We start from the raw sequence: 14,371 nt of genomic DNA on the forward strand, positions 1-14,371 counted from the left end.
GCGAGGCGCGAATGCATCGGGCCTGCCATTAAAACAGGATCATTTGAAAAATGGCCACATACGAAATCCTGATTGCCGATGACCATCCGCTCTTTCGCAGCGCGTTGCATCAGGCTGTGACCCTGGGCCTCGGCCCGGCTGTCCGGTTGACGGAGGTGGCCAGTATCGCGGAACTGGAGGTCCAGTTGACGGCGAAGGCCGATTGGGACCTGGTGCTGCTAGACCTGAACATGCCCGGTGCCTATGGTTTTTCAGGGCTGGTGCTGTTGCGGGGCCAATACCCGCAGATCCCCGTGGTCATGGTCTCGGCCCAGGAAGAAGCCTCGGTGATGGTCAAGGCCCGGGAGTTCGGCGCCAGCGGATTCATACCCAAGTCCAGTTCCCTTGAGATGATTCAGAAGGCCGTGAAGGCGGTCCTGGACGGCGATGTCTGTTGGCCGCCCCAGGCGTTCGAGGCGGTGAGCGTGTCCGAGGAAGCCAAGGCCGCCAGCGAGGGGCTGGCCAGTCTCACGCCGCAGCAGTTCCGGGTGTTGACCATGGTCTGCGAAGGCTTACTGAACAAACAGATTGCCTACGAACTGAACGTTTCGGAGGCCACCATCAAGGCTCACGTCACGGCGATCTTTCGTAAACTGAACGTGCGCACCCGGACCCAGGCGGCCTTGCTGCTGCAACAACTTGAGTCAATTTCACCGCCGGCCTAGTGTTCCGGTTCACGCTTTTTTGACCGGGTTTGAATTAGCTTCTCCACTCCTTTTCGATCAGTTGCCCACTCTATGTCACCTTTTAAAGGCCAGACCGGCCTGAAACGCATCCTCAACGCCTCCGGCTATTCCTTGGACGGGCTGCGTGCAGCTTTTGTCGGCGAAGCGGCTTTCCGCCAGTTGGTGTTGCTCAATGTCGTGTTGATTCCGTTGTCATTCTTCCTGAACGTCAGTCGTGTCGAGCAGGCGCTGCTGATTGCCGTGTGCCTGTTGGCATTGATCGTGGAATTGCTCAACTCGGCGGTGGAGGCGGCCATCGACCGCATCTCCCTGGAACTGCACCCATTGTCAAAAAATGCCAAGGACATGGGCAGCGCGGCCCAGTTAGTCGCCCTGACGATGATCGCGTTGGTGTGGGGCGTGGTGCTGTTGTAACGGTTCAGGCAATGGTCGGCAGCACGATTTCGTCGCTGCGCTGGGCCCCGGCGGTGAAGGCCCGGCACAGCTCGAGGAATTCGCGCATGGCCGAGGTCTGGTACTTCTGTTTATGCCAGATGAAATAAAACTGCCGCGCCAGGTCCATGTCCGGGGTTTCCACTGCGACAAGGCTGCCCCGGCGGAAGGCGTCGCGCAGGGCCAGGCGTGAGATGCAGCCAATGCCCAGGCCGGATTCCACGGCGCGCTTGATGGCTTCGGTGTGTTCCAGCTCCAGGCGGATATTCAGCGCGCTACGGTGATGACGCATGGCCTGGTCGAAGGTCAGGCGTGTGCCGGAACCCTGTTCCCGTAGAATCCACGCCTCATGGGTCAGTTCCTCCATCGTCGCCTGGCCGCGCTTGGCCAGCGGGTGTTGAGGGGCGCAGAACACCACCAGTTCGTCCTCGACCCAGCTCTGCACCTCAATGTCCGGATGGCTGCAGTCACCTTCGATTAGACCCAGATCAATTTCATAGTGAGCAACCTGGTGCACGATATTGGCAGTGTTCTGCACGTGCAGCTTCACCTGGCTTTCTGGATGGCGCTGCATGAAACCGCCGATCAACAAGGTCGCCAGGTAATTGCCGATGGTCAGCGTTGCGCCGACCGCCAGTGAGCCGAAACCGGACTTGCCGTTGAGCAGGTCTTCGATTTCCTTGGCCTGGTCCAGCAGCGCCACTGCCTGGGGCAGCAGTTGTTTGCCCAGGGCATTGAGGCTCAGGCGCTTGCCGGCACGGTCGAACAATTGGCAGCTCGATTGCCGCTCCAGTTCGGTGATGGAGGTGCTGGCCGCCGACTGCGACAGATTGAGTTGGCCTGCAGCGCGAGACACGCTTTCCTGCTGGGCCACGGCGACGAAGACTTGAAGTTGACGGAGAGTAAATCGCATATCGATATAACCGATAACCCTTATCTTAATAATCCATTTAACAGATATTGTCGCCGCCATTAGAATGCGATGCAATTGCGCAGATTATCGGCGCAGGCATTATTCCCAGGAGTCCCCGTACATGAGCAACATGAACCACGAGCGTGTCCTCAGTGTTCATCACTGGAACGACACTCTGTTCAGCTTCAAGTGCACCCGCGATCCGGGCCTGCGCTTCGAGAACGGTCAGTTCGTGATGATCGGCCTGCAACAGCCCAATGGCCGCCCGCTTATGCGCGCTTACTCGATTGCCAGCCCGAACTGGGAAGAGCATCTCGAATTCTTCAGCATCAAGGTGCCTGATGGTCCGCTGACCTCCCAGTTGCAGCACCTGAAGGAAGGCGACGAGATCATCATCAGCAAGAAACCCACCGGCACCCTCGTGCTGGACGATCTCAAGCCTGGCAAGCATTTGTACCTGCTCAGCACCGGTACTGGGCTGGCGCCGTTCATGAGCGTCATCCAGGATCCGGAAACCTATGAGCGTTTCGAAAAAGTGATCCTGTGCCACGGCGTGCGTTACGTCAATGAAGTCGCTTACCGCGAGTTCATCACCGAACACTTGCCGCAGAACGAGTTCTTCGGCGAAGCGCTGCGTGAAAAGCTGATCTACTACCCGACCGTGACGCGCGAGCCGTTCGAGAACGAAGGCCGCCTGACCGACCTGATGCGCAGCGGCAAGCTGTTCCGCGACATCGGCCTGCCACCGATCAACCCGCAGGACGACCGCGCCATGTTGTGCGGCAGCCCGAGCATGCTCGACGAGACCAGCGAAGTGCTCAACAGCTTCGGCCTGACCGTTTCGCCGCGTATGCGCGAGCCGGGTGATTACCTGATCGAGCGGGCGTTTGTAGAGAAGTAAGCTGCAGTCTGTGGAGTGGCTGATGACCGTGACCCGGTCCAACAGTTGTCCACAAAAAAAAGCCCGCGCCGCCTGAATAAGGCCGCGCGGGCTTTTTCGTTCCTGGCGATCACTGCTTAGCTGGAATCACTTCCAACACCCGGATCAACCCCGGCTGCGGGTAATGCCAGCGAACGTCCACATCCCAGAACTGCGCACCATATTCCCGTTCCGCTGTAGGAACCTGGTATGCCGGGCGTGGGTCTTGGGCCAGACATTGTTCGATCAGCGCCACCAAGGGCTCTGCCAGGCGCGTGGCGTGATCCTGGGCTTGTAGCAGGGCTGTGTCCGCCCATTGCACGGGGATGAGCTCAGGTGCTGCACTGGCGATGTTGTTGGACGCCGCGCCTATGATGTCGGCGTAAGGCACGTAGGGCTTGATGTCCAGCACCGGCGTGCCGTCCAGCAAGTCGATACCCGAGATCCACAGGCGCCCGGCTTCGACCCGCTCCAGCTTCACCACCGATTGGCCGATGCCATTGGGACGGTGGGTGGCGCGGGTGGCGAACACGCCCATGGACTTGTTACCACCCAGGCGCGGCGGCCTTACTTTCAACCGCGGCTTGTCTTCCAGGGCCTGGTGGAACAGGAACAACAGCCAGACATGGCTGACCTGCTCCAACCCCTGTACCGCCTCGCCTTGATCGAACGGCGCCACCAGCTCCAGCACTCCGCGCGCGGCGGGGGCCAGTTGCGGTTGGCGGGGAATGGCGAACTTCTCCTTGAAACAGGAGCGGACGAAGCCGATGGGGGAGACGCTGTAGGTCATGGGTTGAAATCGAGGCGAGATGGAGAGGGCATGATAACGCGAGAGCTGAAATCGACACGGTCCTCTGTGGCGAGGGAGCTTGCTCCCGCTGGGCTGCGAAGCGGCCCCTGGTGCTGTCTGACGCACCGCGAGGGGCCGCTGCGCGTCCAGCGGGAGCAAGCTCCCTCGCCACAAAAGCCCCCAGGATTCAGCTGTCCTTCAACGTCAGCCGCGCACGCGCAGCGTCAGGCCCTTGAGGAAATTGCGCAGCAACTGGTCGCCACACGGGCGATAGTTGGTGTGGCCGAACTTGCGGAACAGCGCGCTCAGTTCCGGCTTGGACACCGGGAACTCGGCGGCCTTGAGGATGGCGTGCATGTCGTCCTCCTTCAGCTCGAACGCCACTCGCAGTTTCTTGAGAATGATGTTGTTGGTCACCGGCACTTCGATCGGCTGCGGCGGGCGGCTTTCGTCCTTGCCACGCTTGAAGATCACCAGGCCATCGAGAAAATGCGCCATGACCTCGTCAGGGCAGAACACGAAGCCTTCTTCCTCGTCTTTCTTGAGATAGCCCGCCAGGTCGGCCAGGGAGACTTCCAGGCCGCCCAGCTTGATGATCTCGATGACTTTCTTGTCGCTGATGTCGAGCATGTAGCGCACGCTGCGCAGTACGTCGTTGTGAATCATGTGTGCAGTCCTGATCGATCGGCAGTGGGCGCCCCGGTTCGGTGCGGCGCCGGAAAATTAGAATTTCTCTTTGGCAGACAGGTAGCGCCACTGGCCCAGCGGCACCTTGCCGATGGACACGCCGCCGATGCGAATGCGGCGAATGGCGACGACCTTGAGCCCGACCGCCTGGCAAAACAGGGCGATCACGCCGGGCTGCGGGTTTTTCATGGCAAAGCGCAGGCGGTTCTCGTTCTGCCAACTGGCCTTGACCGCCGGCAGCTCCTTGCCCTTGTAGGTCAAGCCATGGTTCAGGCGATTGAGGCCATGGGCGACCATCTCGCCTTCGACTTCCACCACGTATTCCTGCTCGATCTTGGCGGCGTCGGCGGTGAGCTTGCGCAAGATCTTCCAATCCTGGGTGAACACCAGCAGCCCGCTGGCGTTGGCTTGCAGGTCGGCGCTGGCGCTCAGGCGCAGGAAATGGCCCTTGAGTGGGCGTTTGCCGAAGCGATGTTCTTCGCTCAGGGTCTGCGGTCCAAGGGAGGCCATCGCGGTGTCTACATCCATGCCCGCCGGGACGTTCAGCAGGAGCGTCACCGGCTCCGGCGCGGTGGCCTTGGCCTCGGGGTCGAGTTCGACCTTCTGGTTGGTGACCTTGAACTGCGGTTCATCGATCACTTCGCCATCCACGGTGACCCAGCCGCCCTCGATGAACAACTCAGCCTCCCGACGGGAACAGCCGACGAGTTCTATGAGGCGTTTGGAGAGACGAATCGGGTCAGTCATGACGGGGGCCGTAACAAAAAGAGGGTGGGCATTGTACCTGCCTGGCGCCGGTTAATCGCGGGTCCATTTGCCTCATGCCGTTTTTAGCCGCGTCCAGCCTTCAGGTCGGGCTGCTTGTAGCGCATGTGCAACAGCGGGTAGGGTTGGTTCATGCCATCTTTCGCCGAGCGCCCGACCACTTCGAAGCCTTGCTTGAGGTAAAAGCCCAGGGCTTGCGGGTTCTGCTCGTTGACGTCCAGTTGATCGGCGTTCAGCTGTTCCATGGCGTAGTGCAGCAGTTGCTTGCCCAGGCCCTGGCCACGGTGTTGCGGGTCGATGAAGAGCATCTCGATCTTGCCGGCCGCGACGCCGGCGAAACCGGTGATCCGCTGGCGCGAGTCCCGGGTGCAAATGAGCATCACCGCATCCAGGTAACGGGTGAGCACCAGGTTTTTCAGCAGCTCGATGTAGCTGTCCGGCAGGAAGTCGTGGGTGGCTCGTACCGATGCCTCCCACACCTGGGTCAGTTCCTGGTAGTCGCTCGGTTTCGGTGTGTGGATGACCGAATGCTGACGCATGCCCGCCTGTTCCTTGTGCTGGATGTTCGGTGTTTCTCCATACGATAGCCGTAAAAAAGCCCCGCATCTTGTCGCAAGGGCAGGGCTTTTCAGTTTTTTCGAGGTGGCCGAGCAATGGCTGGAGGCACAGAACCTGTGGCGAGGGAGCTTGCTCCCGCTGGGCAGCGCAGCGGCCCCCGGTTTTTTGCGATTGCTGCGCAATCGAGCGGGAGCAAGCTCCCTCGCCACAAAAGCCGGCTCGGCTTGAGCCCAAGAAGCCTGGATCAACCGATCTGCTCAGCCCACAAATCGTACTCGTCGGCATCAGTCACCTTGCACCAGACTTTGTCGCCCGGCTTGAGGTTGCTGCCATTGTCGATGAAGACGTTGCCGTCGATTTCCGGGGCGTCGAAGAAGCAGCGGCCCACGGCGCCTTGTTCGTCCACTTCATCTACCAGCACTTCGATTTCACGGCCGATGCGCATTTGCAGGCGCGCCGAGCTGATGGCCTGTTGGTGCGCCATGAAGCGTTCCCAACGGTCCTGCTTGACGTCGTCCGGCACCACGTCCAGGTCCAGGTCGTTGGCCGGTGCGCCTTCGACAGGGGAATATTGGAAGCAGCCGACGCGGTCGAGCTGGGCTTCGGTCAGCCAATCCAGCAGGTACTGGAAGTCTTCTTCGGTTTCACCGGGGAAGCCGACGATGAAGGTCGAGCGGATGATCAGGTCCGGGCAGATTTCGCGCCAGTTCTTGATGCGGGCCAGGGTCTTGTCTTCGAACGCCGGGCGCTTCATGGCCTTGAGGACTTTCGGGCTGGCGTGCTGGAACGGGATGTCCAGGTACGGCAGGATCTTGCCGGCGGCCATCAGCGGGATCAGTTCGTCGACGTGCGGGTATGGATAGACGTAATGCAGGCGAACCCAGACGCCGAGGGTGCTGAGGGCTTCGCACAGTTCGGTCATGCGGGTTTTTACCGGCGCGCCGTTCCAGAAGCCGGTGCGGTATTTCACGTCGACGCCGTAGGCGCTGGTGTCCTGGGAGATCACCAGCAGTTCCTTGACGCCGGCCTTGACCAGGCGCTGGGCCTCGTCAAGCACATCGCCCACCGGGCGGCTCACCAGCTTGCCGCGCATCGACGGGATGATGCAGAAGCTGCAGCTGTGGTTGCAGCCTTCGGAAATCTTCAGGTAGGCGTAGTGGCGCGGGGTCAGCTTGATGCCTTGCGGCGGCACCAGGTCGATCAGCGGGTTATGGTCCTGGCGTGGCGGCACGACGTCGTGCACGGCGTTGACCACCTGCTCGTACTGCTGCGGACCGGTCACGGACAACACGCTCGGGTGCACGTTGCGGATGTTGCCTTCTTCCACGCCCATGCAGCCGGTGACGATAACCTTGCCGTTTTCCTTGATGGCTTCGCCGATCACTTCCAGGGACTCGGCCTTGGCCGAGTCGATGAAGCCGCAGGTGTTGACCACCACCACGTCGGCGTCCTGATAGGTGGATACAACGTCATAGCCTTCCATGCGCAACTGGGTCAGGATGCGCTCGGAGTCGACCAGAGCCTTCGGGCAACCCAGGGATACGAAGCCAACCTTCGGATTGGCGGGCGCGGTAGTGGTGGACATGTCTAACCTCGGTGTAGGGGGATCGTCTCTTGCCGAGACAGGGCGCCTGGCGCGCCTCTGATCAAAAAGTGCGCAATTCTATCTGTGGCCGGGCTGCTTGACCAGCTTTATACCGGGAAATGCGACGAGTGCTGCGCTATGCTTCGCGCCTTTGCGTTCTGACGATTGCTACAGTCAACAAAACGTCTGTAACAATACGTAAAACAACGCATGCTGCCTCAACAAAGCATAGTGCTTCGTTCAAGAAGCCAGGTCTGGAATCAGGAGTGTTGGATGGGTCATGCAAGTAGTCAGGCGGCAAGTGCCGAGCATTCGGCAGCGAAACCGCTGAGCATGCTGGTCGCGGCGGTCGGAGTGGTTTATGGCGACATCGGCACGAGCCCGTTGTACACCCTCAAGGAAGTGTTTTCCGGTGCCTACGGCGTACCTGTCAATCATGATGGTGTACTGGGGATTCTCTCGCTGATTTTCTGGTCGCTGATCTGGGTCGTGTCGATCAAGTACATGATGTTCGTCCTGCGCGCCGACAACCAGGGCGAGGGCGGGATCATGGCGCTTACCGCCCTGGCGCGGCGGGCAGCGGCGGGACGGGCGAGGTTGCGCAAATTGCTGGTGGTCTGCGGCTTGATCGGGGCGGCGTTGTTCTACGGCGACAGCATGATCACGCCAGCGATTTCCGTGCTTTCGGCGATCGAAGGTGTTGGCCTGGCGTTCGAGGGCATCGATCATTGGGTCGTGCCACTGTCCTTGGTCGTGCTGGTAGGGCTCTTTATCATCCAGCGCCACGGTACTGCACGGATCGGCATCCTGTTCGGCCCGATCATGGTCACCTGGTTCCTGGTGCTCGGCGCCCTCGGTGTCTACGGCATCAGCCAACACCCGGAAGTGTTGCAGGCGTTGAACCCTGTCTGGGCCGTGCGTTTCTTCGTCGTCCATTCGGGCATGGGCGTGGCGATCCTCGGCGCCGTGGTGCTGGCGCTGACCGGTGCCGAAGCGTTGTACGCCGACATGGGCCACTTTGGCCGCAAGCCGATCGCTCGCGCCTGGTTCATCCTGGTGTTGCCGGCGCTGGTGCTCAACTATTTCGGTCAGGGTGCGTTGTTGCTGGGCGACCCGGAGGCGGCGCGCAACCCGTTCTATCTGCTGGCACCGAGCTGGGCGCTGATCCCGCTGGTGGGCCTGTCGACCCTGGCCACGGTGATCGCTTCGCAAGCGGTGATTTCCGGGGCGTTCTCCCTGACGCGCCAGGCGATCCAGCTCGGTTACATCCCGCGCATGTACATCCAGCACACCTCCAGCGCCGAGCAGGGCCAGATCTATATCGGTGCGGTGAACTGGTCGCTGATGGTCGGCGTGGTACTGCTGGTGCTGGGGTTCGAATCTTCCGGCGCGTTGGCTTCGGCCTATGGCGTGGCGGTGACCGGTACCATGCTGATGACCACGATCCTGGTGTCCGCCGTGATACTGCTGTTGTGGAAGTGGCCGCCGCTGCTGGCTGTTCCGTTGCTCCTCGGTTTCCTTTTGGTGGACGGCCTGTACTTCGCCGCCAACGTGCCGAAAATCATCCAGGGCGGTGCGTTCCCGGTCATCGCCGGTATTGCCTTGTTCGTGCTGATGACCACGTGGAAGCGCGGCAAACAATTGCTGGTGGAGCGCCTGGATGAAGGGGCGCTGCCTCTGCCGATCTTCATCAGCAGCATCCGCGTACAACCCCCTCATCGCGTCCAGGGCACCGCGGTATTCCTGACCGCGCGTTCGGACGCTGTGCCTCACGCCCTATTGCACAATCTATTGCACAACCAGGTGCTGCATGAGCAGGTGGTGCTGCTGACAGTGGTGTACGAAGACATTCCCCGGGTGCCGCCGCAGCGGCGTTTCGAGGTCGATGCCTATGGCGAAGGGTTCTTCCGGGTGATCCTGCACTTTGGTTTTACCGACGAGCCGGACGTCCCGCTGGCGCTCAAGCTCTGCCATTTGGATGACCTGGACTTCAGCCCGATGCGTACCACTTACTTCCTCAGCCGCGAAACGGTCATCGCGTCGAAACTCGAAGGCATGGCCCGCTGGCGCGAGGCGTTGTTCGCCTTCATGTTGAAGAACGCCAACGGCAATCTGCGCTTCTTCAATCTGCCGTTGAACCGGGTGATTGAACTGGGGACGCAGGTGGAGATGTAGCATCAGGAAAACAAAAGCCCTCGTTGCCTTGCGGCGGCGGGGGCTTTTTTGTAGGCGACACAAAAGCTGATGCCAAGGTAATGCTGTCCACTTAAGGCAATCGACAAGCCCGTGGCGAGGGAGCTTGCTCCCGCTGGGCCGCGAAGCGGCGCCAAAACCTGCCAAATGCGGGGAGTCAGGCACACCGCACCCGCCGGTTTGCGACTGCTTCGCAGTCGAGCGGGAGCAAGCTCCCTCGCCACGGGTCCATCATTTTTCTTGAATGAACGGTAATAGCTCCCATAGAGATGGGGCAGTCGAGCACAAAAAAGCCCCGGCAACCTTGAGGCTGCCGGGGCTTTTTGTCAGGCGTGTGTCGACTTACTGTTCGGCGACCTTGTTCTGCCGCTCGTTGATCTCATCGATCAAGCGCTTGGCCAGGGCCGGGTAGTTTTCGTCGAAGTGATGGCCGCCGGGCAGCTTGATGGCTTCACCCACGGCAGTCTTGTCGGTGCAGCCGCTTTCGTCGGCTTCTTCACCGCCGTAGATGCACACCACTTTCTCGGCTGGCAGCTTGGCCATTTCCGGGCCGGTGGCGGCTTCGGTGCCGGCGTTGCCGAGCCAGCCTTCGACTTCGATCTCGAAGCTGCCGGTGCGGGCGAAAGCCAGCAGGATGATCGCATCGACCCGCTGTTGTTCGGTGGCTGGCAGGCGATTGTAGATGGCTGGCAACACGTCGGCACCGAAGGAGTAGCCGGTCAGGATGAAGCGCTTGGTGCCCCAGACCTGACGGTAGTGCTGCATCAGTTCGGTCAGATCCGCCGCGCTTTGCTCCGGGCTCTTGTGCTGCCAGTAGTAGCGCAGGGTGTCGATACCGACCACTGGGTAGCCAATCTTGGCCATTTCATCGGCCACGTCGCGGTCCAGGTCACGCCAGCCGCCGTCTCCGGAGAGAAACAGGGTCACGGTATCCCGCGTCTGGCTGGCTGGGACTTCCACCACCGGGATGCTCAGGCCTCCCTTGGCCTTGTCGGTGCCGACCAGGATCTTGCGCAGCTCGTTGTTCAGGACTTGTGGCAGATTGATGTCGTAGTCGCTGATGCTGGTCTCGGCATTCGACTGATCGCGTACGAAGCCGGCGCTGGTGTCGTCGGGGTTATCGTTCCAGGCCACCAGCCAGTGGCCGTGGGCTGCGCTTTTGGGCAGCAAGTGTGTGCAGCCGGGTTTTTCCAGGGCCAGGTCCACCGACACGGCCTTGGCCTTGTCATCCTTCTGCTCGGCCAGCCAGCGCCAGGCCAGCACAGCGCCAGGGCCGATGCCGCTGACCAGCGTGGCTGGCCCTTGGAGCTGCCGCAGACCCGTCTGCAGGGCGCGACCTTGCAACAGGCAGTCCTTGGGCAGGATCACCTGAACGATCTGCGCCGAGCCGCTGCGGCTGAGGGTCGTCAACTGCGTGTCGCTGAGCTTCTGGTCTTCATTGACCGCCACCAGCACCTGGGCGCGCGGCTTGGTGCCGGGGATGACCCGAGTCATCGCGACGCCATCGGTGGGCGCCAGGTGTTCCAGGGTCGGTTGCGGGGCCGGGCGGTTCCAGTACCAGTAACCACCACCGAGAATCACCGCCAGCACCAGCAGGGCGGCCACTACGTATCGCCAGGAGCGTTGCATCATCAGCGTTTCACCAATCCAGTCAGGCCGCCTGCAATCAGGGCGGCGGTATCAGCCAGCGCCACCAGCGGATCGAGTCCGGCGGGCACGGCCATGTAGCGAGGTTCCCAGTCAGGCTGGAATTTGTCTTTGAAGCGGCGCAGCCCCTGGAAGTTATAGAGCTGCTCGCCACGGCGGAACACCATCGAACCCAGGCGTTGGGTCAATGGTGCGCCGCGACGCGGTTGCAGGCCTGACAGCGGGACCATGCCGAGGCTGAAGCGGGCGTAGTCATGATTTTTATAATGCTGGATGAGACCGACCATCATGAATTCCATGGTCAGTTTCGGGGCCTCGGGGTGGGCGCGCATCAGGTCGAGGCTGGCCAGTTCGTGGCTGTGGGTTTCGAGCAGGTTGGCGAACGCCACCGGCCGGCCCTCGAAACGAATCACGGCGATGCGGAAATGCTTGAGGTAGTCATCACTGAAACGACCCAGGGAGAAACCTTTCTCACGCACGTTCTTGCCGGTCAGCCAGGCATCGGAAATGACCTTGAGCTCATCCATCGGCGCCTGGCCCGGTTCGTGGATCTCCAGCGACAGGCCGTCACGGGTGCCGCGGTTCCAGGTGTAGCGCAAATCCTTCATCTCTTTGCCCTTGGCTTCGAGATCGAAACGCTTGAGGTCGACCCGTGCTTCCTCGCCCAGCTTGATGGCTGTCAGGCCGATGTCCATGTAGTACGGCAGGTTCTCGGCACGTACCTGATAGAACACGGGGCGGGCGTGGTGGATGTCACACAGGTCGCGGAACTGCCAGATCATTTCAGCCCGTTGCTGGGTAGGACCGATCGGATCGTACAACGCCACCAGGCTGCGACCACGGCGGGCGTACATCAGGAACGCTTCGTCGTTGGGGTGAAACAGCAAGGCCTTGTCGCCGGTCAGGGCCAGTCCACCGTCGGGTTGCGAAGACGTCATGAGAATCGTCTTGGCCCGCTCCAGTTCTTCTGTCGTCGGCAAATGGATCACCGGTCGTGCGGTGCGCAGCAACCAGGTCAGGGACACCACCACCAGCAACACCGCGGCCCCCAGCAGGGAGCGCAGGCCGCGAGGGGCGTCGGCATCAAGCGTGAACTGCCACCAGAGTTGATGGCTGTAGGGCACATCCTGGTAAGCAAACAGCAGCAGCCAGATCGACGCGCCCAGCACGCAGATACTGGCGATCAGGAACAGTGGGGAAAAGGGCAGTTCAGTCAGGCGGCTGGGACGATAAAAGGAACGCCGGAACACCGCCAGCAGGGCGGCCGTCAGGGTCAGTAACGTGGCTTCTTCCCAGTCGAAGCCCTTGAGCAGCGAGAGCAGGGCGCCCACCAGGAGCAAGACCGTGGTCAGCATCCAGGCGGCTGACAGGCGACGGCGCAAGCCTTGGGCGAGCAACAGGCACAACACGCCCACCAGGCTGGCGCCGAAGTGCGAAGCGTCGACCAGTCGATGAGGGATCAGGAAGCCGATGTGCTCCAGGCGGGTGTCGATTTCCGGTGTCACCCCGGAAAACAGCAGCACCACGCCCGAAAGAAACACCAGCACCGCCAGGATCGGCGCAGCGAAACCCGATGCCGCCCGCAGGCTCTGGCGCGTCTGGAACAGCCGTTGCGCTTCATTGATCAGCAACAGTACGCAGGCCACCAGCATCGGCAACAGCACATAGATCAAGCGATACAGCAACAGCGCGGCGGCCAGTGGCGCGGCCCCGAGTTTGTCGGCGAACGCGGCCAGCAGGATCGCTTCGAACACGCCGACACCGCCCGGTACATGGCTGAGCACCCCGGCAGCCAACGCCAGCAGGTACACCAGCAGGAAGGCGCCAAACGGCGGCGCTTCGGGCAGCAACAGATACAACACGGTGGCGGCGGCGGCGACATCCAGCGCGGTGATCACCAGTTGCAGGAAGGTCAGGCGTCGGCCCGGCAGGCGCAGTGTGCGGCGCCCGGCTTTTACCAGCAGGCTGTCACGATGAGGCTGTTCCGGCAGGCGTCTGCGGTAAATGCCGATGGCCAACACGCTGGTGAGCAGCAGCACCGCCACGGAAATGGCCCCCAGCAAAGTCGCAGGCAGGTGCAGCGCGGCGGACGCGGCGGGCAGGTTGCTGAGCGTCGCCAGGGCTGCCAACGGCGGCAACGCGCAGCCCAGGGACAGGCTGGCGAACAGCGTCATGTGGGCGACATCTGAGGCCCCCAGGCCATGACGCGCGTACAGACGGTAGCGAACAGAGCCGCCCGACAGCAGTGACAGGCCAATGGCATTGCCGATGGCGAACGCGGTGAACCCACCCAGGACCATGGTTTGTGGCGGCAGTGTCACCCCGGCATAACGGCTGGCGGACCATTCGTAGCCCAAAAGAATGATGAAGCCGGCTACCGTGGCGGCGATCGCGCCCAGCAGGGCCGGTCGTGGCACTTCCAGAATTGAATCGTGCAGGGCGTAAAGATCGAGCTCGCTCAGCAAGTGGCGACAGGCAATCAAGGCAATCGCAAACAGTAGCAACGTGACCGCGAGACCAATAGGCTGACGGTATTGACTGATCCGATCCAGCCAGCGCAATCGTTCGGCTTTGATCGGTTGTGTCGCAGTAACAGGGTCTTGCGGGTCAGACGAGTGGGCGCGCATCAATCACCTCTTGAGCTATGCGCGACAGGATGGGGGTATCCAGCCAAGTTACCAATCCCCGCGAAGGAAAATAATTACAAAATATTTGTAATGTAGAGCTTTTTCTGCCAGGCACAAAAAAGGCCACTCTTTCGAGCAGCCTTTCTTGATATTTGGTTGCGGGAGCCGGATTTGAACCGACGACCTTCGGGTTATGAGCCCGACGAGCTACCAGACTGCTCCATCCCGCGTCTGTGTGGCGGCATTCTACAGGCGAACGCCCGAGTGTCAACCGTTAAAAGGTAATGGGCTCAAATAAACGCTCGATCCGCCCTTGTCTTCCTAAATACTCGGAATTTAAAGGAAATTGTCCTACAACTGTTGCATGCAGGCGGCGACTCTCTGACCAGGCAGTCAAAAATGGACACGCACAAAAAAGGCCACTCTTTCGAGTAGCCTTTCTTGATGTTTGGTTGCGGGAGCCGGATTTGAACCGACGACCTTCGGGTTATGAGCCCGACGAGCTACCAGACTGCTCCATCCCGCGTCTG

The 14,371-nt window shown here is 61.1% G+C and carries 12 protein-coding genes and 2 tRNA genes; 4 read left to right on the forward strand and 10 right to left on the reverse strand.

Annotation, left to right across the window (positions count from 1 at the left end; all coding sequences use genetic code 11):
- Positions 1–50: 50 nt before the first annotated feature.
- Together erdR and BLO97_RS15675 are read left to right on the forward strand one after the other, a co-directional pair.
- Positions 51–704, forward strand: a complete 654-nt coding sequence (gene erdR / locus BLO97_RS15670; protein WP_092223216.1) for a response regulator transcription factor ErdR — start codon at positions 51–53, stop codon at positions 702–704.
- Positions 705–776: 72 nt separating this feature from the next.
- Positions 777–1,139 (forward strand): diacylglycerol kinase, encoded by a 363-nt coding sequence (locus BLO97_RS15675; protein ID WP_063322710.1) that lies wholly within the window; start codon positions 777–779, stop codon positions 1,137–1,139.
- 4 nt (positions 1,140–1,143) lie between these two features.
- Here BLO97_RS15675 and BLO97_RS15680 read toward each other — a convergent pair whose 3' ends face one another.
- The gene (locus BLO97_RS15680; RefSeq protein ID WP_063322709.1) at positions 1,144–2,070 is read right to left on the reverse strand and encodes a LysR family transcriptional regulator; all 927 of its coding nucleotides are present in this window, start codon (positions 2,068–2,070) and stop codon (positions 1,144–1,146) included.
- 121 nt (positions 2,071–2,191) lie between these two features.
- Here BLO97_RS15680 and fpr point away from each other — a divergent pair, with 121 nt between their 5' ends.
- Complete coding sequence (gene fpr, locus BLO97_RS15685; protein ID WP_003198368.1) at positions 2,192–2,971, forward strand: ferredoxin-NADP reductase; 780 nt, start codon at positions 2,192–2,194, stop codon at positions 2,969–2,971.
- Between the two features lie 109 nt (positions 2,972–3,080).
- Here fpr and tsaA read toward each other — a convergent pair whose 3' ends face one another.
- The 5 genes from tsaA to rimO all read right to left on the reverse strand — a co-directional run bounded on the left by tsaA (position 3,081) and on the right by rimO (position 7,374).
- Positions 3,081–3,779, reverse strand: coding sequence for a tRNA (N6-threonylcarbamoyladenosine(37)-N6)-methyltransferase TrmO (gene tsaA / locus BLO97_RS15690; protein WP_092144137.1), 699 nt, complete (start codon positions 3,777–3,779; stop codon positions 3,081–3,083).
- Between the two features lie 204 nt (positions 3,780–3,983).
- Entirely contained in the window at positions 3,984–4,445 is a 462-nt protein-coding gene (locus BLO97_RS15695) for a YehS family protein (RefSeq protein WP_063322707.1), read from the reverse strand.
- Positions 4,446–4,502: 57 nt separating this feature from the next.
- A complete protein-coding gene (locus tag BLO97_RS15700; protein WP_092346729.1) occupies positions 4,503–5,213 on the reverse strand; it encodes an rRNA pseudouridine synthase in 711 nt (236 codons plus the stop codon).
- An 83-nt stretch (positions 5,214–5,296) separates the two neighbouring features.
- A complete protein-coding gene (locus tag BLO97_RS15705) occupies positions 5,297–5,770 on the reverse strand; it encodes a GNAT family N-acetyltransferase (RefSeq protein ID WP_063322705.1) in 474 nt (157 codons plus the stop codon).
- 263 nt (positions 5,771–6,033) lie between these two features.
- On the reverse strand, positions 6,034–7,374 hold the full coding sequence (gene rimO, locus BLO97_RS15715) for a 30S ribosomal protein S12 methylthiotransferase RimO (RefSeq protein WP_003198379.1): 1,341 nt from the start codon (positions 7,372–7,374) through the stop codon (positions 6,034–6,036).
- A gap of 333 nt (positions 7,375–7,707) precedes the next feature.
- On the opposite strand from rimO, the gene BLO97_RS15720 reads away from it, so the two are divergent.
- On the forward strand, positions 7,708–9,549 hold the full coding sequence (locus tag BLO97_RS15720) for a potassium transporter Kup (protein ID WP_371914901.1): 1,842 nt from the start codon (positions 7,708–7,710) through the stop codon (positions 9,547–9,549).
- Between the two features lie 360 nt (positions 9,550–9,909).
- Here BLO97_RS15720 and BLO97_RS15725 read toward each other — a convergent pair whose 3' ends face one another.
- The 4 genes from BLO97_RS15725 to BLO97_RS15740 all read right to left on the reverse strand — a co-directional run bounded on the left by BLO97_RS15725 (position 9,910) and on the right by BLO97_RS15740 (position 14,367).
- Positions 9,910–11,199, reverse strand: a complete 1,290-nt coding sequence (locus tag BLO97_RS15725; protein ID WP_092346732.1) for a virulence factor family protein — start codon at positions 11,197–11,199, stop codon at positions 9,910–9,912.
- Positions 11,199–13,841, reverse strand: coding sequence for a bifunctional lysylphosphatidylglycerol flippase/synthetase MprF (gene mprF, locus BLO97_RS15730; RefSeq protein WP_092144151.1), 2,643 nt, complete (start codon positions 13,839–13,841; stop codon positions 11,199–11,201). The genes BLO97_RS15725 and mprF overlap by 1 nt, the downstream gene beginning before the upstream one ends.
- A 153-nt stretch (positions 13,842–13,994) precedes the next feature.
- Positions 13,995–14,071 (reverse strand) — tRNA-Met (locus tag BLO97_RS15735).
- A 219-nt stretch (positions 14,072–14,290) separates the two neighbouring features.
- Positions 14,291–14,367 (reverse strand) — tRNA-Met (locus BLO97_RS15740).
- Positions 14,368–14,371 lie beyond the last annotated feature (4 nt).

Source organism: Pseudomonas sp. NFACC05-1, assembly GCF_900100135.1.
Taxonomy (GTDB): Bacteria; Pseudomonadota; Gammaproteobacteria; order Pseudomonadales; family Pseudomonadaceae; genus Aquipseudomonas; species Aquipseudomonas fluorescens_Q.

Bases quoted from the DNA above. Each gene is read 5' to 3' on its own strand.
- erdR (WP_092223216.1), top strand. From the start codon at position 51: ATGGCCACATACGAAATCCTGATTGCCGATGACCATCCGCTCTTTCGC.
- BLO97_RS15675 (WP_063322710.1), top strand. From the start codon at position 777: ATGTCACCTTTTAAAGGCCAGACCGGCCTGAAACGCATCCTCAACGCC.
- BLO97_RS15680 (WP_063322709.1), bottom strand. From the start codon at position 2,070: ATGCGATTTACTCTCCGTCAACTTCAAGTCTTCGTCGCCGTGGCCCAG.
- fpr (WP_003198368.1), top strand. From the start codon at position 2,192: ATGAGCAACATGAACCACGAGCGTGTCCTCAGTGTTCATCACTGGAAC.
- tsaA (WP_092144137.1), bottom strand. From the start codon at position 3,779: ATGACCTACAGCGTCTCCCCCATCGGCTTCGTCCGCTCCTGTTTCAAG.
- BLO97_RS15695 (WP_063322707.1), bottom strand. From the start codon at position 4,445: ATGATTCACAACGACGTACTGCGCAGCGTGCGCTACATGCTCGACATC.
- BLO97_RS15700 (WP_092346729.1), bottom strand. From the start codon at position 5,213: ATGACTGACCCGATTCGTCTCTCCAAACGCCTCATAGAACTCGTCGGC.
- BLO97_RS15705 (WP_063322705.1), bottom strand. From the start codon at position 5,770: ATGCGTCAGCATTCGGTCATCCACACACCGAAACCGAGCGACTACCAG.
- rimO (WP_003198379.1), bottom strand. From the start codon at position 7,374: ATGTCCACCACTACCGCGCCCGCCAATCCGAAGGTTGGCTTCGTATCC.
- BLO97_RS15720 (WP_371914901.1), top strand. From the start codon at position 7,708: ATGCTGGTCGCGGCGGTCGGAGTGGTTTATGGCGACATCGGCACGAGC.
- BLO97_RS15725 (WP_092346732.1), bottom strand. From the start codon at position 11,199: ATGATGCAACGCTCCTGGCGATACGTAGTGGCCGCCCTGCTGGTGCTG.
- mprF (WP_092144151.1), bottom strand. From the start codon at position 13,841: ATGCGCGCCCACTCGTCTGACCCGCAAGACCCTGTTACTGCGACACAA.